Genomic DNA, 22004 nt, shown 5'->3' with positions numbered 1-22004 from the left:
ATTTGAACAAAAATCTATAACTATTTGCTATTTTTTCAATAAGTCCTGACAATTATAAGCATAAGTAGTTTAGTTGTAGGACTACAGCTATTACTTAAAAATTTTACCCTACTTTATAATCTGGATAATCTTTAAGAATCTATCAATAGGATGTTTTCAGATTAATACTTGAAATCTGGATATATATTATTTTTTTACTTTTAGCAGAGTATTTTCAGAGATAAAAACTATAAATTTAACTGTTAATTTTCTCAATAAATTTCGATTACAAGGTAAGCAAAGCCAAACACGCTCTATAGCTAACTTTGGGATCTAAGTTGTGTACCTTGCCAAACTTATATGCGCTGTCAAAGTTAAGCTCATCCCCCGACTGAAGTCTGGGGGATGAAAGCGGGCCGAAGTGAATTGGGAATTGGGCATTGGCCAATGCATGAATGCCCCTTGCCCCAAGACGACGGACGACGATTCTGAGCGCCCCTTAAAGGAACGGGCTTCCCCGTCGTCTTTTGGTGAGATTGAGTTTAGTGCAAATTTCACAACGATTAGACCATTAATCGTAAGTAATACCAATGCGTGGATACTTCGACAAGCTCAGTACAAGTTTTAGATTTTGGAGCCACTGCGCTCTTGTGGGTTAAGCCTAATCACTAACCTCCTATCACCGACTAAAGCATGGGTTACAAGATTTTTTAGCTACCTTTAACGCCGTTTCTTGCCTTTCTGCCAGCTTTGGCTATTGGGCTTTTTAGCAAATTCTCCTTTGGGAAATAGCTGCTGTTCTAATTCTTCATAGCTGCCTTCAAAATCACAATTTCCGTAGAGGGGGCATCCTTTACAGTAGACACTGGCAGTATAGCGCTCTAAGTTCTCGCGGTTGAAGTAATAGGGTTTGTGGCTAAAGGTGCTAGCTACCCATTGCCATGAAAGATTGTTGCTAGCAGGATCGCCATCTAAAAGATGTTCGAGAAACCATTTAGCTCCAGCTTGCCAGCGAACACGTCGCCAATGAATGATGTAAGCTGCCAGCCACATTCGAGCGTGATTGTGAAGATAGCCAGTTTCTTTTAGTTGCTTGCTAAAACTGTCGATGCAAACTCTGCCTGTTGTACCTTGTTTGATGTCATTTGACAATTCAGGTATATATTCGCTGAGAGTATAACCTGTTTTATATTCTTCTTGGTCTTGCCAAATCCCATCTCCCAACTTGGCATACAGGCGTTGCCAGTAATCGCGCCAACCTAACTCGTTAATTAATTTGGTTGCATCGTCTAGATTTTGAATGCGATCAAGGACATACTCTCGAATTTCGCGCAAACTGAGAACGCCATAGCGAATGTAGGGAGAAAGTCGGGTTACAGCCCCCGTGAAAAAATTACGTGTTTGACTGTAGCGTTGTGGATCTACTTTTTGCAGTACTTTTTGAGCAGCTTTGCGCCCACCTACTGTTTCGCTAATGCGATCGCTACGTTCAGCTGCTTGGGGAAATTGTTGGCGCAGATAGGCTACCAACTCATCGCGGTTGGCAAACTCGCGCTGCATATCTTCACTCATGTTGCACCGAATAAGTTGGACAAACCTTAAATTATTTTACTAAATCAGTTCAAACTGACAACCTTACCAATTCTTGCTGCAAAATTTGCACAGAACCAATTGCAATTTGCACTAACGGCCAACCCACCAAACAGATAAACATAGCTCGACGAGTGCTAATATCTAATCCTTGGCGCACTGCTATAATTACCGCCAAAAGACTCCATACTGCCAATACTAACTCTACTGGTCTTCCGAGCAAGGGAATAAGAGTGAGAAAATTTAGTACTTGCGGTGCATAGGCAAAGCCAATTGGACTCAGTAAATCGCCGTAAGTTGGATCGATTGGCTTCAGCCATTGTCCTATTTTCCAAATTGTAAACGTCCAAAAATAGTACCCCGCGACAACAGCGATCGCATCAATCAACAGCCCTACCAACAAGGCAAAAATGGTAGCTCGATTGATTAATAAAATCACCGCAGTACCTATGGCATGAGAAATGGCAGCCAAAATTACAATACTGAGTGCTAATCTACGATTATGAGCAGTGTTGTGAGCATTTTCGTAGAAGTCGGCATTCAGAACTAAAGCGTACTTAAGAGTGCTGCACAACCCTTGCTTTGACTTTTTGTGATGTTCGCTCATTTTTCTAGCTAAACATTCATGTAATAAATCACAAAAAAAGGAAGTTTAATAGGCTACAACAAGCTAACATATACTTTTTTAGAAGTATTTTATTTTTTGAAAATGTAAAAATTTATTTCAAATGCTAAAGTTCTTAGGATGGATACTGCTAAAGCTGCGAGGTGAAACTCTAAAGTTGTTGATTTTAGCAGGAGTAATACTACTGGTTTGGGGAACATTAGCTCCTGTCGGAACCTTAGTATGGTGGTTAAGTCAAAGCGCTGAAAGTTTGGGTTTAAAGAGTAGCCAGAATAAGAAATTATTATCAGGCGATCGCTCAAGTAAAGAAACCGACTCTGGAAACATAGATTGTTATATTATCTACTTGTCTGGAGTGGGAGATTTTTCTGCCAATCAACTAACTCCAGGTGAAGAAATTTTTCTCGATAGGTTAGTGCAACTTCATCCTAACTGTGTAGCGGTTTCGGATGTGTTTCCCTATTCTGCTGCTAACGAGAGTCTAGGTGGACAGAGGTTACTGGCTCCTTTATGGCGTGCTGCTGAAAATGCTGATGGTTGGCTTGCCAATGCAGATATCATTATCAAGATTCGCAATCTTTGGCGATTCGCTATTTCTGCCGATGATCGCTATGGTGATGTTTATAACTTAGGAATTGCCAACGCGATCATTGATCGCATGAATGCCGCCCATCCCATCCCCAAATACCCTAAAGAACGCCTGAAGGTGATTTTGATTGGCACTAGTGGAGGAGTACAAGTTGCTCTGGGCGCAGTTTCCTATTTGGAGCAATGGCTGAATGCTCAACTCATTGTAGTATCTGTTGGCGGTAGCTTTGATGGCGAAGCTGGCTTTGAGTCTGCTGACTATGTTTACCACCTCAAAGGTAGTCGAGACTGGGTTGAGGATATTACCAGTATTGTATTTGCTTCACGCTGGCCTGTTACAGTTGGTTCTCCTTTTAACCAAGCCCGTCAGCAGGGACGTTACACTACTGTAGACACAGGGCCTCATGCTCACGATGGTGCTGAAGGCTACTTCGGTACAAAATTTATAGAAGAAAGTCAAACCAAGTATGTAGAGTTAACTTTAAAAAAAGTGAATCAACTGCCAATCTGGTCTGAGCCAAGTCAAGCACAATAGTGAAGGCACTGTCTCTACAGATAGGCATTATATCATGTCCGGTTAATCAAACTGAATCAAAATGTTTGCTCGTAGTGAGGACTTGAGTCCTCAAGTAGGAACTTCAGTCCCTACTACAAACTGTTTATTATGGGTGATTTGGCGGACATCAAGGCGTGGCAAGATACGAACCCAAACTGTGCAGTGTCTACGCTATTGGAAGCTAGATGCTACGCTGATTAGTTACCTGATGCTGCTGTAGTCAGTACGGCGTGCCGTCTTTGTGGGCAAATTTCCACGTGCCATCCTCCATCAGGGCTTTGAGATCATCATCAGGATAGCTTCCTTCGTCTCCCGGTGTTCTATCCCCGATTTCAAGGTAGAGGACGTCCTCTGAGGTTTCGTTGATTAAATGGTGTCCGTTGCCAGTGCCAGCCTTGAAGCCCGCACACATACCCGGAGAGAGTTGTGTGCAACCTTCGTCGGTATATAGCGTTGGGTACCCCTGCAAGATATATACGAACTCGTCTTGCTTAGTGTGAGCGTGACGAAGGGCAGAAATTGCCTGGGGGCTAGGCGTGTCAAGTTTACACCAAAGTTCGTGAGGCCAAATAAGTCACTAAGTGAGCGTTTTTCCCTGCCTATCATGCGCGACGCGAACGGTTCAGGATAGTTTGAGGGCTTGGTTCTTGTTGGTGCGTCACAGGCAATGATGGCGATCAATATTGCTTTTTCTGACATAGGAACTTTGTCAAGGTGAATTGTGAGGGCTAACTGGTTATTATACGGAAAATTTCTGTAAATCTATCCATGACAGGATTAAAAACCGAATTTTTCTAGATAGTATCATCTGTCTCAATTCGGTATGAATCTCAAAATCTAATGCTTTGAGATTGTCCTCTCGTTGCATTCTTGCATTCGTTACCGCCTACATTTAGACTACTTATATCTGCTCACTGTCAACATATCCACTACTAATTGTAGACAACCATCTCAGGACTTTTCATTGACCCAAATTCCAGATACAAGCTCTGCATCTATTTCCCTTTTCTCACCATCGTATGTATTTTTAAATAAGACTGTAAACGCGCCTGCACCTAAGCTATGTTGAGGAAACATTCGGTAACACGGAATATTTGTCAAATGAGATTGATAATCTTTTAAGTGCTTAACTTCTACTGCTTGAAATTGAGGAAATTTTTTTAATAACCACTCACAAACTTCCTCATTTTCTTCTGAGGAATAGGTACAAGTCATATAAGCAAGATAGCCCTGTGGTGACACAATTTGAGCAGAGTTTGCTATGATCCGTTTTTGGCGATTTGCACTTTTATTAATAGCACTAGGGTGAAAACATCCTGGTACTTTTTCGCCTTTAGCAAGTAAAGATTGTCCAGTACAAGGGGCATCGACTATAACTAAGTCATTAGATAATGGTATCTTTTCTGCAAAAAAACTTGAATCTCTACTGACAACAATAGAAGGACTAATATGACAACGCTTTAAATTAGAAATTAACATTCCAAGACGTTTACCAATCACTTCATTACTAATAAGTAACTCTGGTTGCAAAAGTTTCCAAGCAAAGATACTTTTTCCTCCTGGCGCAGCACACATATCAAAAACTAACTTTACTGATTGATTAATTTCTAATAAAATTGAAGCTGCAAATACAGAAGAAAAATCTAAGCAATAGAAATATCCTTGTTGATGTAGGATAGTTTGACCAGGTTTTTCTCCTAGTAGTAAACGGTCTACAAAATGTGGTTGCCAAAGCTCTGGTTGTTCGACTACAAAACCAGAAACTTCTGGTTTTTCTTGACACCAAAGTATACAAGGATGAAAAGGTTTGGGATTAATTAAAGCTTCAACAAACTTTTCTTGTTCCTCTATGTTATGAAATAAACGTTTAGTAAGTTTTAGTAATAATTTTGAAGGTGCATCCATAAAAGTGGCTAGTTGGATATCTATTGTGATATCTTGTATCATCCAATTAAGATAGCCAAAGTGCTTGAGTTCTTCTGGTTACGGGATTCAACCTAGTAAAGAGGAGCATGGGGCTGCTGCCAGGTGGCTATTGGGACTAGTACAAGATGTAAATCTACAAATAGAGATAAAATTAAATCAAGGCAGCTTTAATAATATAAATCTAATTACTAGCACCAAGATAATTTTCGCCGCAGTTACTTTAAAACAGGTAACTGCGGCGTCATGAAGGGTGGATTGAGAATTCACAGTACAGGTAATCTGTCAAATCCTATCAATCTTAATCATCTAGGATCTTGGAAAGCGATATTAATCCTAATTTACCTCACACCAGTAGCGATCGCTTTTTTACAGATTTAGAGATTTCCCAAAAACTAATCTTTGTGACGGTGTTGCCATGCTACACCGAAAGCCGCCCCAGCCCCAGCTAATAATCCGGTACTCATTCCTTGTATGGTTTTGGTAATTGGATCTTGAGTCAAGCACTCATTTGTAACTTGATTGGCTTGCAAGCAAGTGTTGCTCTCTGCCCAGCTGGTGGTACCCCCTAAAATTACACCAGCTAGACTACAGGAAACAATGAGTAATAAAAGGCGTTTGTTTTTTCTATCCATAGATAGTTGCTAAAATTTTCAGGCTGCAAAGATTCATCAACTACTTTACACAACTGCTGGCGGGATGTCAGCAAATAGGATCATAAAGTTTGGCAGCGATCGCCTAAAAAAAGTGGGTATTACCCACAAAATTTCCACAAATTTAAATTTTAGGAACTAGATTTACTCAATTTTGAAGTTAAAAGGTAAACGGGCATATATACCTTGCGGATCGTTCATTTTTTGCAGAGTTGCAAGTTCTGCTTGCAGTTTTTGGAATTCAAGGGTGAGCGGATCAGGTGTTTTGAGTTGCCCTCCATTAAGATGAACAATCGCCTTAACTTCTTCAGCTACTTCTCCAAACAAGCGTTCTCCCCAAGTACCTAATCTGGGATATTCTTGCAATTGCCAATCTTTTCCTAACTTGGCTTGTTGAGCCGTGTAAGCAATGGCAGCATCTAAACCACCAATTTCATCGATTAAACCGATATTTTTTGCTGCTGTACCTGACCAAACTCTTCCTTGAGCAATTTCAGCTACCTTTGCTTCTGGAATTTTTCGACCTTGGGCAACTTTATCAAGAAATATACTATAGATTTGATTCACCATACGCTGGTAAAGTGCTAATTCTTGATTAGTTTTGGGACGAGAAACTGTTTGACTATCAGCATAACGTCCGGTTTTTACACTATCCCAAGTAATCCCATTGTTATTAGCTAACTTTTGAGTATTAAAAAGCAATCCAAATACACCGATGGAACCTGTGATTGTATTTGGTTCAGCAAAAATGCGGTTAGAATCACTGGCAATCCAATAACCCCCAGAGGCAGCGATATCACCCATTGATACTACCACTGGTTTTACTTCGCGAGTTAGCCGCACCTCTCGCTGCATTACCTCAGCAGCTGTAGCACTACCACCAGGGCTATTAATTCTGAGTACAACCGCCTTTACATCCTGATCTTGCCTGAGTTTACGGAAAATTTTGGCAAAGCGATCGCCACCTATTCCTCCTTCTTCACCTTGCCCGTCAACTATCTCACCTTCAGCGTATACAACAGCAATTTTATTTTTAGAGTTGCGTTCTGTACTGAGGGAGGGATCGCGAACTTGGGCGTATTGGCTAAGACTAATTTGCCGGAAGCTGTTCTCATCCTGATCGGCTCCTGTTAGCTGTTTGAGATCGGCAACTACTTCATCGAAATAACCAACTTTATCAACTAAACCGTTCGTTTTGGCTTGTTGTGCCTCTAAGAAAGCTTGGTTGTCTGCGATCGCTTGCAATTTTGTGGGGGGGATTTTGCGACTGCTTCCGACTGCGTTTCGCCACTCAGCCCAGACATCATCCAATAATTTCTGAGTTTGTTGCCGATTTTCTGGACTTAATTTCGTGAGTACAAAGGGTTCAATGGCACCCTTGAATTTTCCTACCCGCACAACCTGCACACCAATACCGTATTTCTCTAACGCTCCCGCTAAGAATATCGGTTGTGAACTAAAACCATTAACTTCCATTGCTCCCAAAGGGTTAAGCACAACTGTATTGGCTACAGAACTGAGGTAATATTCTCGTTCTCCCCATCCCATACCGTAAGCCACTATCTTTTTGCCAGCAGCACGGCATTTCTCTAGTGCTTGACGAATTTCTTTATAGGTAGCAAAGCCTGCATTATTAGTTGCAGAAGTACGAGTAGCATCTAAGTAGATAGCGACAATGCGGCGATCGCGACGTGCCTTTTCCAAAGCATCCAAAACTGCACGGAGGCTCATCTGTTCCTCCTGTTTGCCTGATAGTACTTTTTGCAGCAGTTCGCTAGAGCTTGGCTTGGTATCGGTAATTTTGGTTGCTAAGTCAAAAACTAGCACTGATTTATTTTTTACTTCTGGACCTGGATCTTTGGCAGTTGCTAATAATAATACCAATAGACCTGTAGTTCCAAGACCAAAGAAAATAAAAAGTCCTAAAATACTGCCAACTAAGCTGGCAACAGTTTGTTTGATAAAATTCTGCATATTTTTGTGATTAGTTATTTAGTCATTAGCCATTGTTCCTACGGCAAGGAACAATTTTAACTAATGACTTCATTTGTATTCTTAATATTTCCCAATTCCTCCTACTTAACACTCAAAATAGTGAAAGTAAGACGAATAGTATACTTATTTTATTCTTTGTAAGTTGCCTGAACACTTCAACTGCTCCAAGCTAGCACTGCCAGTACAAAATAGTACTGTGGTAATTTCGGCAACTAATACTTGTGTCAAATCGTAAACAGCAGCTTCTGAAGAAGCCGCAGCTTGCAAAAATGGCATTGCTAAACCGGCTATATCTGCCCCTAGTGCCAATGCTTTTGCCACATCCAGCCCATGACGCAAACCTCCTGAAGCAATCAAAGGGATTTGCGGTGCAACGGAACGAATACTCCTTAAGCACTCTGCTGTTGGTAAACCCCAATCTGCAAAAGTTGTCCCCAAACGTCGCTGTAACATATTTTCGGCTCGTTCGCTTTCCACCTTTGCCCAAGATGTACCACCTGCACCAGCCACATCAATTGCTTTCACTCCAGCAGCAATCAGTTTTTGTGCAATGGGTGCTGATATCCCATTACCAACTTCTTTCGCAATTACTGGTACCGATAATTTACTGCACAAAATAGCAATTTTATCAAGTATTCCTCGGAAGTTTGTATCACCTCTGGGTTGGATACATTCTTGTAGCGGGTTAAGGTGCAAAATTAGGGCATCTGCCTCAAGAATGTCGATTACTTGCAGACATTCGTCTAAACCGTAATCGTAATTAAGTTGAACAGCTCCTAAATTGGCAAATAGAAGCACATCGGGGGCGTACTTGCGCATGGCAAAGGTATCAGCTACTTGAGGTTTTTCCACCGCCACTCGTTGGGAACCAACACCCATCGCCATTCCGTAGTGTTGGGCAACTTCTGCCAAACGTCGATTGATGATGCCCGCCTCTGGGGTTCCTCCAGTCATTGAGGAGATTAACAGTGGTGCTCCTAGTTTTTTTCCTAAAAAAGTAGTACTGATGTCAATTTCGTCGCGATTGATTTCTGGTAAGCAACAATGCTTAAAACGATAGTCTTCCAATCCATTGGTGGTTTGCTGGAATTGTACATCTTCTTCAAGGCAGATACGAATGTGATCGGCTTTGCGAGTTTCAGTAGAAGCAAATGGGCTTGTCTGGGTGTTCACGGGTGGTTCGTACTACAAAGGTATTGTAGTCTCTATTTTCTCATCTTAGTTGTGGCTATTCTGTGGGAAAGGTCACTAAGACTGCTAGGCGGTTTAATCTCTTGAATCATGTTTTAGTATGATCTGTGGTCGATTTGTTTAATGAAGAACACAGAACGAAGCACAGCAACAAACTGTTAGCGCCAAAAACAATTATGAGAATTTTTGCGTAATATTAGTTTTTACAACAGTAGTATTCACAGAACCCTCTCAAGCTCACCCTCTTGAAAGTGAATGCTGCTGACTATTACAACTACACACCAGCCTGCTACAGATTTAGGCTACCTACTACATAAACACCCAGAACGCTGTCAGTCTTTTGTCCTTTCCTTTGGCAAGGCACATATTTTCTATTCTGAGGCGAGTACACAGCGCTGTACAGCAGTACTCCTATTGGATGTCGATGCAGTGAAATTGGCACGGGGAAGGGGCGCTTTTATTAGGCAATACGTGAGCGATCGCCCTTATGTTGCTTCTTCGTTTTTGAGTGTGGCGATCGCTCAAGTATTCAGTACCGCTCTGACAGGGCGCTGTAAAGACAAGCCGGAATTAGCACAAACCTCCATACCCTTGGTAGCAAGATTGCCTGTGCTACCTTGTTGGGGAGGTGAAGAGTTTTTGCGGCAACTATTTGAACCTTTAGGCTATTGTGTTAGCGCTCAGGCTCATTTATTAGATGAAAATTTTCCAGAGTGGGGATACAGTCATTATTACACCGTTGAATTGCAGCACACTCTTTCAATTTCAGATTTATTAAGTCATCTCTACGTACTTATACCAGTATTAGATGATGAAAAACATTACTGGGTGGGTGATGAGGAAGTCGAAAAACTGCTACGTCATGGTGAAGGTTGGTTGGCTGCGCATCCGGCACGAGAACAAATTACTAAGCGCTATCTAAAACGCCAAGGTTATTTAACTCGTGCGGCTTTGGCGCAACTGGCTGAGGAAGACAACCTCGATCCAGATCGGGTAGAAGAAACACACACTCAAGAAGAAGTAGCGGTAGAAAAACCTCTCAGCCTCAATCAGCAAAGGATAAATGCAATTTTGTCTGTCCTCAAAAAGTATGACGCCAAGCGGGTGATTGATCTAGGCTGTGGTCAAGGCACTTTACTAAAAATCTTACTAAAAGACAGTTTTTTTGAGCAAATTACAGGTGTTGATGTTTCCTATCGCTCTTTAGAAATAGCTAAAGAAAGATTAGATCGCTTGCGTTTACCTCGCGATCGCTGGAATCGCCTGCAACTAATTCAAAGTGCGCTCACTTACCAAGATAAGCGTTTCAAAGGCTACGATGCAGCTACGGTAATTGAGGTAATTGAACACCTAGATTTATCGCGTATTCAAGCTTTTGAGCGAGTTTTATTTGAGGTGGCTCAACCACAAACGATTGTTTTAACTACACCGAATATTGAGTATAACGTCAGATTTGCGAATTTACCTGCTGGGAGACTGCGCCATAAAGATCACCGCTTTGAGTGGACACGAGAGGAATTTCAAACTTGGGGAAACAGTGTGGCAGAACGCTGTGGCTACAAAGTGGAGTTTCAACCTGTAGGCATGGAAGACTCCGAAGTCGGTTCACCAACACAAATGGGAGTGTTCAATAAATTATGAAATTAACTATTCCTGAACTGTCCTTAGTTGTCCTGATTGGCGCATCCGGTGCCGGAAAATCAACTTTTGCCCGCAGGCATTTTCAAAGCTTTGAGGTGCTTTCTTCAGACTTTTGTCGGGGATTAATATCAAATGACGAGAATAATCAGTCTGCTAGCAAAGATGCCTTTGAAGTGCTGCGCTACATTACTGCCAAACGTTTAGCAGTCGGGAAACTGACAGTAGTTGATGCAACAAACGTCCACCCAGATGATCGCAAAGAATTTGTTCATCTAGCACGACAATACCATTTTTTCCCAGTTGCGATCGCTTTCGATTTACCAGAAGAATTGTGCCATCAACGCAATCAACAACGCCCCGATCGCCAGTTTGGTTCCCATGTTGTCCGCCGTCATACTCAATTTTTGCGGCGTTCTCTACGAAATTTAGAAAGAGAAGGCTTCCGCTACGTCTACATTCTCAAGTCTCCAGAAGAAATTGATGCAGTAGAAATTGAGTGTCAACCGCTTTGGAATAACCGCAAATACGAACACGGCCCCTTTGATATTATTGGCGATATTCACGGCTGTTGCAATGAATTGGAAGAACTACTGGGAAAATTGGGATACGTCAAGGATAGGGGACAGGGAATAGAGGACAAGGAGACACGGGGAGGTGGAGACACAGTGAAGAATTCTTCCCCATCTTCCCTATCTTCCTCATCTATTTCTCCCCCACTTTCCCACTCCCCCACTCTCACTCCCTCCCTCTGGAACGATGCTCCTACCTATCAACATCCCCAAGGACGTAAAGCTATTTTCTTGGGTGATTTAGTAGACAGAGGGCCACGCATCCTTGATACAGTCAAGCTAGTGCGAAATATGGTAGCAGAGGGAACAGCTCTTTGCGTTCCTGGTAACCACGAACACAAACTATTGCGGAAGTTACGGGGCAAAAATGTCAAGGTAAATCACGGCTTAGAGCAAACATTGGCAGAAATTGCAGCTTTGCCAGAAGAAGTGCGCGAAAACTTTTCAAAGCAATTGAAAGAGTTTCTAGATTCTTTGGTGAGTCATTATGTCCTTGATGATGGACATCTAGTAGTTGCCCATGCGGGAATGAAGCAGGAGTATCAGGGACGAGGTTCGGCTCAGGTGCGAGAATTTGCGCTGTATGGCGAAACCACTGGCGAAATTGATGAGTTTGGCTTGCCGATTCGTTATAACTGGGCAGCAGAATACAGAGGCGAAGCGATGGTTGTCTATGGACACACTCCTGTGCCGGAAGCGGAATGGCTAAATAACACAATTGATATTGATACGGGCTGTGTCTTTGGAGGCAAACTTACAGCCTTGCGCTATCCAGAAAAGGAATTAGTAAGTGTACCTGCTGCTCAAGTTTATTGCCAGCCTGTTAAACCTATGACAATAACTGGCAGTGGGGAGTCGGACATAGAAAAGACAGCCCAACAAGAACATGATGATTTGCTGCATATCGATGATGTTCTAGGTAAGCGTATCGTCAACACCCGCTTAGTGTCTAATATCACAATTCGAGAAGAAAATGCGATCGCTGCTCTAGAGGTAATGAGCCGTTTTGCTGCCAACCCCAAATGGCTGATTTACTTGCCACCGACGATGTCTCCAGTAGAAACTTCCCAAGAGGCAGGATATTTGGAACATCCTCAACAAGCTTTTGCTTACTACAAAAATCAGGGAATTACGGAGTTAGTATGTGAAGAAAAACACATGGGTTCGCGGGTAGTAGTCATAGTTTGCCGCGATCACATAGCAGCTAAGAAACGCTTTGGGGTGGATGATGAGAGCATCGGTATCTGTTATACTCGCACAGGAAGACGTTTTTTTGAAGACTCTACTCTAGAAAAGCAACTTCTGGAGCGTTTGAATGTTGCCCTTTCTAGCTGTGACTTTTGGGAAAGATTTGATACCACTTGGGTTTGTTTAGATTGCGAACTCATGCCTTGGTCAGCTAAAGCTTCAGGGTTGTTACGAGAACAATATGCACCTGTGGGAGTTGCTTCCCGCCTTGCCCTCAATAATGCCGTCACATTATTGGAAAAAGCTAGTTACTTTGGTGTTGATGTCAGTAAACAGTTGAGCAGTTATCAACAAAAAGCTGAAATGGCACAGCAATACGTTAATGCTTATCGCCAGTACTGTTGGTCTGTAAGTGATATTTCTCACTTAAAGCTTGCACCTTTCCACATTTTAGCAACAGAAAAAGCCGTTTATACTGACAAAAATCATTGCTGGCACATTGAAGAAGTGGCAAAAATTGCCTTTCACGCTCCAGAACTAATGTTACAAACAGCACACAAGGTAATAGATTTATCAGATCCCAGTAGTGTAGCTGAAGGGGTGCATTGGTGGAAAGAACTAACGGCAGGGGGAAGTGAAGGTATGGTAGTTAAACCAATGCAATTCATGATTAAGGGTAGTCGGGGTGTTATCCAACCTGCGGTAAAATGTCGCGGACAAGAATATCTGCGTATTATCTACGGCCCAGAATACAATCTGCCTGAGAATTTGCAACGTCTGCGTCAAAGGGGGTTATCGCTGAAACGTTCTTTGGCTATGCGGGAGTTTGCTTTGGGTGTTGAAGCATTAGAGCGTTTTGTTGCCCATGAACCCTTACACCATGTGCATGAATGCGTTTTTGGGATTCTGGCACTGGAGAGCGAACCTGTAGATCCAAGGTTGTAAACTACTCAAAACATATCTTCGTTCAGCAATAACCCAACGGTGGATGATCAAATCTCTGTGCTACGCTTTCTAATCCCAATTTAAAAAATGATTGCGGCAGATGGATTTACAGAACTCGGAAGGAACAGAAGGATTTCTAATCCAAAATCACGCCACTTGCACTCAACGCGCTTAACCCGACGCCATTGGAAATTATGCGCTAGGCGATCGCCTTTTTCCTCAATCTTTATCATCTCAATCGTTGGAAAGGAGTGGATCAACTAAAGTGAATTTTTGCTCAGTTCATTTTGTCACTCACCAAAATCAGCACTCAAAGAGTTTATTGATCAACAAATCACTCTCAAGTCAGAGCCACATTATATGCTCTGGCAGAAGTTTTTTTGACTTTACCTAAGTATTCTAATCAGTTAGCAAGTGAATTAAAAGAAGAAAGAACAAACAAGAGCATGGATAATATAAACAATATTGATGGTCAACGTCCAGTAGATCCAAGTGATCTAGAGGTTAAGGATACTCTCGACATAGATGGTCAACGTCCAATTGCTAAGAGCAATTTTCAATCAAATGAAACAATTAATATAGATGGTCGGCGTCCGATCGCCAAAAGCGATTTTCAGGATCGGGAAATGCTTGCTATTGATGGTCAGCGTCCGATAGACCCAAGTGATTTAGAAGTTAAAGATACTCTCAATATCGATGGTCAACGTCCGATTATTAACAGTGATTATCAGGTTAAGGATACGCTTAACATCGACGGTCAGCGTCCAATCACTTCAAATAATACCGAAAAACTTGACATGACAACGGACTATGTTGATTAAAATCATCTGCTTGGATGAGATTTAGTCAAGAGCGCGAGTTCATCCAACAGTAATAAAGAAAGCTGCTCTAGAACATTCGGCTCTATTCTTGGTGCGATCGCTTTGTATGTAATATAAATAATTAAGAAAAATTAAGCTGTATGAGCGTAGCCAGCCATGAGTAAAACCGCCCTAAATTTAATTGCCATTTCTGTTTTTCTCATGACTCTTTCCAGTTTGCTGGGGCCATTATTTCACCTATCGCCCACAGTACCTGCACTTGCTACCTTTACGATTTTGGGAATAGCAACTGTTGATACATTAGGTTGGCAAGGAAAGGGTGGAACTATATTGTTAGATTGGATTGCTGGATTTTCTCCTGAACATCGAGAACGCATTATCCATCACGAAGCCGGACACTTTCTGGTTGCCTATCTTTTAGATATTCCTGTCATCGGTTATACTCTGAGTGCGTGGGAGGCTTGGAAACAAAAGCAACCAGGGCAGGGCGGTGTAAGTTTTAATGATCAACAGCTAGCATCCGAACTGGAGCGAGGAACTATTAGCATCCAAATGCTGGATCGCTACTGCACTGTTTGGATGGCGGGTATTGTTGCTGAGACTTTAGTATACAAAAACGCTGAAGGTGGGGCTGACGATAAAAATAAGTTAGCTGGAGTTTTAGCAAGTATAGGTTTTTCTGCATCTATTTGCGAACAAAAGCAGCGTTTTTTTGCTCTGCAAGCCAAAACTCTCCTGCAAGAAAATTGGTTAGCATATCAAGCTTTAGTTCATGCCATGCGCCAACGTGCCTCGGTGGCAGAGTGTATGAGCGTGCTCCAACTCAAGAGGAAACTACCTGAAGATGTGAAATAGGTTGAGAAAAAAAGTTCTCGTTTTCGCAGCCGATCGCACAGTTACGCCCAGCTGCTTTTGCTTGTAAAAGATGTTGATCAGCACGTTCAAGTAGACTGATTCCATTAGCATCATCTTCTGCTCGCAGACATGATGTACCTAGACTTACGGTGAGGTTAATAGACAGTTGATTGTTAATCGTGAAGGGTTGTTCGCTGACTATACGATTGAGACGATTTGCTACAACTAGTGCTTCATCGCAATTTGTATTACCAAGCAAAATCACAAATTCTTCCCCACCATAACGAAAAGGAGTATCCTGGCATCGCAGATTATGCTGAAGTCGGTGAGATAACAACTGCAAAAGGCGATCGCCAACTAAATGTCCGTAAGTATCATTAATTTTTTTAAAATAATCGACATCTAAAATAATTAAACTTAAAGAAGTTCGATGATGACGAGCTTTTTTAATTTGTCTAGGTAATTCCCAATCCAAAGCACGGCGATTGTTTAAGTCTGTTAGCGCATCAGATAGGGCGATTGTTGACAAAATATCGTTTGTACGCAGCAATTCGCGGTACTTCTGGGCTTTTCGCAAACCTGCTGTTAGTTGTGCTAATAGTAGGGGCTGGTTGATGGTTAAATCTACCGTAGTTATATCTCTATTGTCCTTGGGAGTTAGCCAAATGTAGGCATCGGCTCCTTGCTTGAGTGCGATCGCGTTCATCTCAAACTCCCACTCCCAGCCATAATCACTTCTATTAGCAAGCAATTGGGGACGGTCTTCCAAAAGGATACAGTAGATCCAAGATAGTTTTGTTTGTTCTTTTAGCCAGTAGCAAAGTTCGAGACTGCCATCATTGCTCGCTTGTACAAGAACAATATCGGGCGGTGTGATTTGAATGTAAGACACTGCCTGACTAATGTTATTGATAACTTCTATGCTAAAGGCACTTGCATCACGGATCTGATCCGGAAGTGTAGTGATAAAGTTTTTGCTTCCAAAGACCAGAATAGAAATTTTCATGGCTTTGCTTTTTGCCCTATATCAACTTCAAGGATACAAACCTATTAAAATCCCTTAATATTTTTTGTTACCTATATATACTGATGCGTTTTAACTAGGCTCAGTATCCCATATTTGTGATCTTGAACTTGCATATATACTTATCCCCTCTTCCTAACTGTACTTAATTACCACAGTAGTTAAAGTTAAAATTCAAGATACTTAATTTCTGTCTTTTACCTTTGGCATTTCAAACAGTAAAAATACTGAATCATCTTCAAAATCAGACAAAGTATTACTGTAATCTACTGTAATTTACAGGAATTATTGATCTAGAATTGTTATCCGATAACTTGTTCTCAATAATCTTAGGTTTTCCAATAAAAATTGTACAGGTTAAACAATTTTTCTGTTTTTATTATTTTGGTCTACGAATGATATATTCTTTATTTTATTTCATCCGTATAAATAATTACTAGTCAGTATTTTCTCAAGGCTAGTTCAATAAAAAATCAGTGTTATTTGTTACTGACAAATTGTAACACTTAAGTTTATCTTCTATTTTAAAACCAGTTTTTAGAGCCTCCATAATTCCACAATATCCTGATATTCACTAGTAATTGATAAAATTTTAGTGAATTGTGAGCCTGTTTTTTAAACAAAAATAAGAATAATATTAATGATAAAAAATACAGCTTTATAACAGCTAGCTATTAGCTGTCTTGTCCTCCGAGTCACTAAGTAGAATTACATAATAGCAAAACTGTAAAAAAATGATCCCAAATAAAATATTAAGAAATAATTCCAAGTTCAGAAATAAACATAGAACCCAAAATTAATTGGATTAGGGAGAGCAAACAGTACTCAGTGCAGTTAAGCGGCAAGCCGCCGCTTAGGCTGTGGTGTTTTTTATAAACTTTTGGTGACTCGATCAGTATCTATTGATAACCCTCTATTTGATAACCAGCTGCAACAATAGCTTGTTTAATAGATTCTTCAGAAGCTTGAGATTCTACGGTGACAGTTTTAGCTTTAACGTCTACCTCGACCTTTGCATCAGGTTCCATAGTGTGGATAGATTCCGTAATCGTTTCAGCACAACCTTCACAAGCTATGTTTGGAACTTTCAATTTTAATGCCATATAGTGACCTCAACTCATAAATTTGCCATCTTCTCAGGTATCTATCCTATTAAATAAAGATTAATTGCTCATCCGACTACAGTTAGGTGATTGTGTTACCATCGCCAACTGTAAGCTTCGTTGATTTTTGAATCTAAGTTTTCAGGTAGCAGCAAATTCAAACAAAATGTCAGAATTAGGATTATCCTCTCTGATGCAATTTCACTATCTCACGTAAATATCCCTCCCATGTCTTATCATCCCCAGTACCTCAGTGGTAACGAAATTCGCACCTTATTTCTCGACTTCTATGCCCAACGGGGACACCAAATTTTGCCAAGTGCCTCCCTCGTGCCAGAAGATCCCACCGTACTGCTGACGATCGCGGGGATGCTACCGTTTAAACCGGTATTTTTGGGACAGCGCACACCGGAATTCAAACGTGCTACTACTTCCCAAAAATGCATCCGCACCAATGATATTGAAAATGTCGGACGCACCCAACGGCATCATACATTCTTTGAAATGTTGGGTAACTTTAGTTTTGGCGACTATTTCAAAGAACAGGCGATCACTTGGGGTTGGGAAATCTCTACAACAGTCTTTAAGTTACCTCCAGAACACCTCGTTGTCAGTGTTTACGAAGAAGACGACGAAGCTTATGCGATCTGGCGAGATCAAATCGGCGTGCCAGAAAAGAGAATTAAGCGCATGGGTGCAGATGATAACTTCTGGAACTCTGGGCCGACAGGCCCTTGCGGCCCCTGTTCGGAGATATACTATGATTTTCACCCAGAACGGGGTGACGACAATATAGATTTAGAACATGACGATACCCGATTTATTGAGTTTTATAACCTCGTCTTCATGCAATACAACCAAGATGCAGAAGGCAACTTAACACCCCTTGCTAACAAGAATATCGACACCGGCATGGGTTTGGAGAGAATGGCACAAATTCTCCAACAAGTTCCCAATAACTACGAAACTGATTTAATTTTCCCGATTATTAAAAAAGCAGCAGAAATTGCTGGTGTTGATTACTACAAAGTTGACGAAAAAAATCAAGTTTCCCTAAAAATTATTGGCGATCACACTCGCGCTGTCGTTCATATGATTGCCGATGAAATCCGTGCCTCTAACGTGGGAAGGGGTTATATACTGCGGCGCTTAATTCGGCGTTTGGTACGTCACGGGCGCTTAATAGGCATTAATAGTGAATTTACCACCCAAGTTGCTGAAGTTGCTATTTCTTTAGCTGAAGATGCTTACCCCAATCTCCGTCAACGGGAAAATGCGATCAAAGCAGAATTGCAACGCGAAGAATCTCGCTTTCTTCAGACATTGGAAAGAGGTGAAAAACTGCTGGAGGAAATTATTGCTGAGGTGAAGCAGCAAGGCAAAACCCAAATTAGCGGTGAAGATGCCTTTACCCTATTTGATACCTATGGTTTCCCCCTAGAACTAACTCAAGAAATAGCAGAGGAAAACAACCTGACAGTCGATGTTGATAACTTCAATGTCGAAATGGAAAAACAGAGACAACGTGCCAGGGTTGCTCACGAAACTATTGACTTAACCGTGCAAGGTTCTCTCGACAAGCTCGCTGAAGATATTCAAGCTACAGAGTTTTTGGGATACTTCCAACCAACAGCTACTGCAAAAGTTGAAGCAATACTGGTAGCTGGCGTTTCCCAAGAAGAAGCAGAAGCGGGAACAGAAGTGCAAATAGTTCTCGACAAAACTCCGTTTTATGCTGAGTCGGGAGGACAAATCGGGGATAGGGGTTATCTCTCTGGTGAAGCTGTTGTCGCTACAATTCATGATGTCAAAAAAGAATCCGATTTCTTTGTTCACTTCGGATGCATTGAACGTGGAACTCTGAGAGTAGGCGATACTATTACTGCCCAAATCGATCGCGCTTGTCGGCGTAGGCTACAAGCGAACCATACTGCAACTCACCTACTGCAAGCGGCGTTAAAGAAAATTGTTGATGACTCGATCTCGCAGGCGGGTTCTTTGGTGGCGTTTGATAGACTGCGCTTTGACTTCAACTGTTCGCGCCCCTTAACACCAGAAGAAATACAGCAAGTTGAGGAACAGGTAAACAACTGGATTGCGGAAGCACACTCAGCAAACGTGGCTATTCTGCCCCTAGCCGAAGCAAAAGCTAAAGGTGCGATCGCTATGTTTGGGGAAAAATACGGCGAAGAAGTACGGGTGATAGATTTCCCTGGTGTGTCGATGGAATTGTGCGGTGGAACTCACGTTAGTAATACTGCTGAAATAGGCGTGTTCAAAATTATCTCTGAAAGTGGTGTTGCTTCTGGGGTGCGCCGGATTGAAGCTGTTTCTGGCCCGGCAATGCTAGACTACTTGAATGTGCGAGATAAAGTAGTTAAGGATTTGAGTGACAGATTTAAAGTCAAACCTGAAGAACTACCAGAGAGAATTACAACTCTGCAAAACGAACTGAGAACCACTCAAAAAGAACTAGAAACACTCAAGTCACAGCTTGCGATCGCTAAATCTGACAGTCTACTGCAAACAGTCGAAACTGTTGGCGATTATAAAATTTTGGTTGCTCAGATGGAAGATGTTGATCCAGAGTCTTTGAAAACAGCTGCCGAACGCCTACAGCAAAAACTTGGTGCTGGTGCAGCAGTAGTACTCGGTTCCGTTCCCGAAGCCGGAAAAGTCAGCTTCGTTGCTGCTTTCTCTCCACAGGTAAATAAGAAAGGCTTGCAAGCCGGAAAATTTATTGGTGCGATCGCCAAAATTTGTGGTGGTGGCGGCGGCGGGCGTCCTAACTTAGCACAAGCAGGCGGACGTGATGCGAGCAAGTTACCAGAGGCAATAAAGCAAGCTCAGAGTGAGTTAAAGTCAGCGTTGGCTTAATTTCTGTTTGTGGAGCGGGCATCTTGCCTGCCTGGAAATTATTAACAATTTTTGAGAATGGGTTAGGCGAAGGCATGACCCATTTTTTATTTACCTTCAAGAGTAAAACATTCTTCGGACACTTACGCAAAATTCCTCTAAAATCTTCCTTCCTCCGCGCCCTCTGCGGTTGATTATTCCATAACTCGTGCCTAATTTCTGATTCTGTAGGTAAACGCCAATTAAGACTGGGCATTTCTTTAGACAGAGGTTTTAACCTAGTAGAAAATTTATCTTTAAATCACTAGTTTCTAAGTGTATTTTGAAACTCCCGCCACGAACCAATTGGATTTTGTGGCAGATATTTTTGTAGACAGCAAACAGCGAATACAGTGCGGGAGTAGAGCATATGGCTATGATAGAAGTTTTACAAAAAATTTCTGATACTATTTGGGAAATTCCAATTTCCTACAAACAAGGAATGCTAGTTCCTGCTCGGATCTACGGAACAGAAAAGATAATTCAAGAATTAGACGAAGCAGTATACGATCAAGTCACAAATGTAGCTACACTTCCAGGGATAACTAAGTATGCTTTGTGTATGCCAGACGGACACTTTGGTTATGGTTTTCCCATTGGTGGTGTGGCAGCAATGGATGTAGAGCAAGGAGGTGTGATTTCTCCTGGCGGTATCGGTTTTGATATTAATTGCGGTATGCGGTTAATAGTTACTAATCTAACCTATGATCAAGTGAAGCCTCATATCAAAAAGTTAGTAGATAAGCTTTACGAACGGGTTCCTGCTGGAGTAGGAAGCACAGGTTTTGTGAAGCTTTCACGCAATGAATTTCGCAGAGTGGTAGAAGAAGGCGCACGATGGTGTGTTCGCAATGGCTACGGTAGGGAAGAAGACTTGCATTTTATTGAAGAAAATGGGTGTATTGCTGGTGCTGACTCTGCCAAAATCAGTGAAAAGGCTATTGATCGAGGTGTCAACCAAATTGGCACTTTAGGATCTGGTAACCATTATCTAGAAATTCAAATTGCTCAACCAGAAAATATTTTTGATCGCGAATTAGCCAAAAGTTTAGGAATTACTATCCCCAATCAAGTAGTCGTGATGTTCCACTGTGGTAGTCGGGGTTTCGGGCATCAAGTAGCTACAGATTATCTGCAAATCTTCCTCAAAGTGATGGAAAGTAAATATGGCATTAAAATTCTGGATCGAGAATTAGCCTGTGCGCCTTTCTACTCTCCTGAAGGACAAGCCTATTTTATTGCTATGAAATGTGGCATTAATATGTCGTTTGCCAATCGTCAAGTTATTCTACATCGCATCCGAGAAGTATTTTCAGAGATTCTCAAAAAGCCACCAGAAGATTTAGATCTGCATATGGTCTATGATGTAGCCCATAACACTGCCAAACTAGAGCGACATATTGTTGATGCTAAAGAGCGATCGCTCCTTGTTCATCGTAAGGGTGCTACTCGCGCTTTTGCTCCTGGTATGGCAGATCTACCTCAGCAATATAAGAATATTGGACAACCAATAATTATTGGCGGCAGTATGGAAACTGGCTCTTATCTATTAGTAGGCGTACCCAGTGGAGAGCAAACATTTTTCAGCACTGCCCACGGTAGCGGGCGCACAATGAGCCGGGCAAAAGCACGCAAAATTTATCGTGGGGACAAACTCCAAAAAGAAATGGAAAGTCGGGGTATATATGTCCGCACTACCTCTTACTCAGGATTAGCAGAAGAAGCGGGTGGTGCTTATAAAAATATCGATGATGTGATTGAAGCTACTGAATTAGCAGGAATTAGTAAGCGGGTAGTAAAATTAACACCGATTGGAAATATAAAGGGGTAAGTATAAGGCAGAGGGCAGTAGACGCGTTCGCC

General features: G+C 41.7%; 17 protein-coding genes and 1 pseudogene. 7 read left to right on the top strand and 11 right to left on the bottom strand.

Annotated features, from left to right (window positions below; all coding sequences use genetic code 11):
* Positions 1 to 312: 312 nt before the first annotated feature.
* The 3 genes from QUB80_RS04860 to QUB80_RS04850 form a co-directional block, all read right to left on the bottom strand.
* Positions 313 to 537, bottom strand: coding sequence for a hypothetical protein (locus QUB80_RS04860; protein ID WP_289788363.1), 225 nt, complete (start codon positions 535 to 537; stop codon positions 313 to 315).
* Between the two features lie 162 nt (positions 538 to 699).
* Positions 700 to 1551 carry an FAD-binding domain-containing protein gene (locus QUB80_RS04855; RefSeq protein ID WP_289788362.1) on the bottom strand — a complete coding sequence of 284 codons (852 nt, stop codon included), beginning with the start codon at positions 1549 to 1551 and terminating at the stop codon, positions 700 to 702.
* A 49-nt stretch (positions 1552 to 1600) separates the two neighbouring features.
* On the bottom strand, positions 1601 to 2176 hold the full coding sequence (locus QUB80_RS04850; protein WP_289788361.1) for a Yip1 family protein: 576 nt from the start codon (positions 2174 to 2176) through the stop codon (positions 1601 to 1603).
* 121 nt (positions 2177 to 2297) lie between these two features.
* Here QUB80_RS04850 and QUB80_RS04845 point away from each other — a divergent pair, with 121 nt between their 5' ends.
* Entirely contained in the window at positions 2298 to 3317 is a 1020-nt protein-coding gene (locus tag QUB80_RS04845; protein ID WP_289788360.1) for a hypothetical protein, read from the top strand.
* Positions 3318 to 3558: 241 nt separating this feature from the next.
* Here QUB80_RS04845 and QUB80_RS04840 read toward each other — a convergent pair.
* From QUB80_RS04840 to fni, 5 genes and pseudogenes are all read right to left on the bottom strand, one after another.
* A pseudogene (locus tag QUB80_RS04840) lies at positions 3559 to 4037 on the bottom strand (cupin domain-containing protein).
* Between the two features lie 252 nt (positions 4038 to 4289).
* On the bottom strand, positions 4290 to 5243 hold the full coding sequence (locus tag QUB80_RS04835) for an RsmB/NOP family class I SAM-dependent RNA methyltransferase (protein ID WP_289788359.1): 954 nt from the start codon (positions 5241 to 5243) through the stop codon (positions 4290 to 4292).
* 413 nt (positions 5244 to 5656) lie between these two features.
* Positions 5657 to 5896, bottom strand: coding sequence for a hypothetical protein (locus QUB80_RS04830; protein ID WP_289788358.1), 240 nt, complete (start codon positions 5894 to 5896; stop codon positions 5657 to 5659).
* Positions 5897 to 6058: 162 nt separating this feature from the next.
* Entirely contained in the window at positions 6059 to 7888 is a 1830-nt protein-coding gene (sppA, locus tag QUB80_RS04825) for a signal peptide peptidase SppA (protein ID WP_289788357.1), read from the bottom strand.
* Positions 7889 to 8032: 144 nt separating this feature from the next.
* On the bottom strand, positions 8033 to 9082 hold the full coding sequence (gene fni, locus QUB80_RS04820; protein WP_289788356.1) for a type 2 isopentenyl-diphosphate Delta-isomerase: 1050 nt from the start codon (positions 9080 to 9082) through the stop codon (positions 8033 to 8035).
* Positions 9083 to 9355: 273 nt separating this feature from the next.
* On the opposite strand from fni, the gene QUB80_RS04815 reads away from it, so the two are divergent.
* Entirely contained in the window at positions 9356 to 10741 is a 1386-nt protein-coding gene (locus QUB80_RS04815) for a 3' terminal RNA ribose 2'-O-methyltransferase Hen1 (protein WP_289788355.1), read from the top strand.
* Positions 10738 to 13443, top strand: coding sequence for a polynucleotide kinase-phosphatase (locus QUB80_RS04810; protein ID WP_289788354.1), 2706 nt, complete (start codon positions 10738 to 10740; stop codon positions 13441 to 13443). The genes QUB80_RS04815 and QUB80_RS04810 overlap by 4 nt, the downstream gene beginning before the upstream one ends.
* Positions 13444 to 13523: 80 nt before the next feature.
* Here the strand turns inward: QUB80_RS04810 and QUB80_RS04805 are convergent, their stop codons facing one another.
* Positions 13524 to 13676: a hypothetical protein gene (locus tag QUB80_RS04805; RefSeq protein ID WP_289788353.1), complete on the bottom strand. Its 153-nt coding sequence runs from the start codon at positions 13674 to 13676 to the stop codon at positions 13524 to 13526.
* A 147-nt stretch (positions 13677 to 13823) separates the two neighbouring features.
* Between QUB80_RS04805 and QUB80_RS04800 the strand changes: the two genes are divergently transcribed.
* Both QUB80_RS04800 and QUB80_RS04795 read left to right on the top strand, forming a co-directional pair.
* Positions 13824 to 14264, top strand: a complete 441-nt coding sequence (locus QUB80_RS04800) for a hypothetical protein (protein ID WP_289788352.1) — start codon at positions 13824 to 13826, stop codon at positions 14262 to 14264.
* A gap of 156 nt (positions 14265 to 14420) precedes the next feature.
* The gene (locus tag QUB80_RS04795) at positions 14421 to 15119 is read left to right on the top strand and encodes an ATP-dependent Zn protease (protein ID WP_289788351.1); all 699 of its coding nucleotides are present in this window, start codon (positions 14421 to 14423) and stop codon (positions 15117 to 15119) included.
* Here the strand turns inward: QUB80_RS04795 and QUB80_RS04790 are convergent.
* Together QUB80_RS04790 and QUB80_RS04785 are read right to left on the bottom strand one after the other, a co-directional pair.
* On the bottom strand, positions 15088 to 16125 hold the full coding sequence (locus QUB80_RS04790) for a GGDEF domain-containing protein (protein WP_289788350.1): 1038 nt from the start codon (positions 16123 to 16125) through the stop codon (positions 15088 to 15090). The genes QUB80_RS04795 and QUB80_RS04790 overlap by 32 nt on opposite strands.
* Before the next feature lie 917 nt (positions 16126 to 17042).
* Positions 17043 to 17246: a heavy-metal-associated domain-containing protein gene (locus QUB80_RS04785; protein ID WP_289788349.1), complete on the bottom strand. Its 204-nt coding sequence runs from the start codon at positions 17244 to 17246 to the stop codon at positions 17043 to 17045.
* A gap of 228 nt (positions 17247 to 17474) precedes the next feature.
* On the opposite strand from QUB80_RS04785, the gene alaS reads away from it, so the two are divergent.
* Positions 17475 to 20123 (top strand): alanine--tRNA ligase, encoded by a 2649-nt coding sequence (gene alaS, locus QUB80_RS04780; RefSeq protein WP_289788348.1) that lies wholly within the window; start codon positions 17475 to 17477, stop codon positions 20121 to 20123.
* Positions 20124 to 20511: 388 nt separating this feature from the next.
* Positions 20512 to 21972: an RtcB family protein gene (locus tag QUB80_RS04775; RefSeq protein ID WP_289788347.1), complete on the top strand. Its 1461-nt coding sequence runs from the start codon at positions 20512 to 20514 to the stop codon at positions 21970 to 21972.
* The last annotated feature ends 32 nt before the right edge of the window (positions 21973 to 22004 follow it).

Source organism: Chlorogloeopsis sp. ULAP01, assembly GCF_030381805.1.
GTDB lineage: Bacteria > Cyanobacteriota > Cyanobacteriia > Cyanobacteriales > Nostocaceae > Chlorogloeopsis.
Note: the sequence above shows the minus strand (reverse complement) of the source record. Positions and strands in the feature narration are given on the sequence as shown.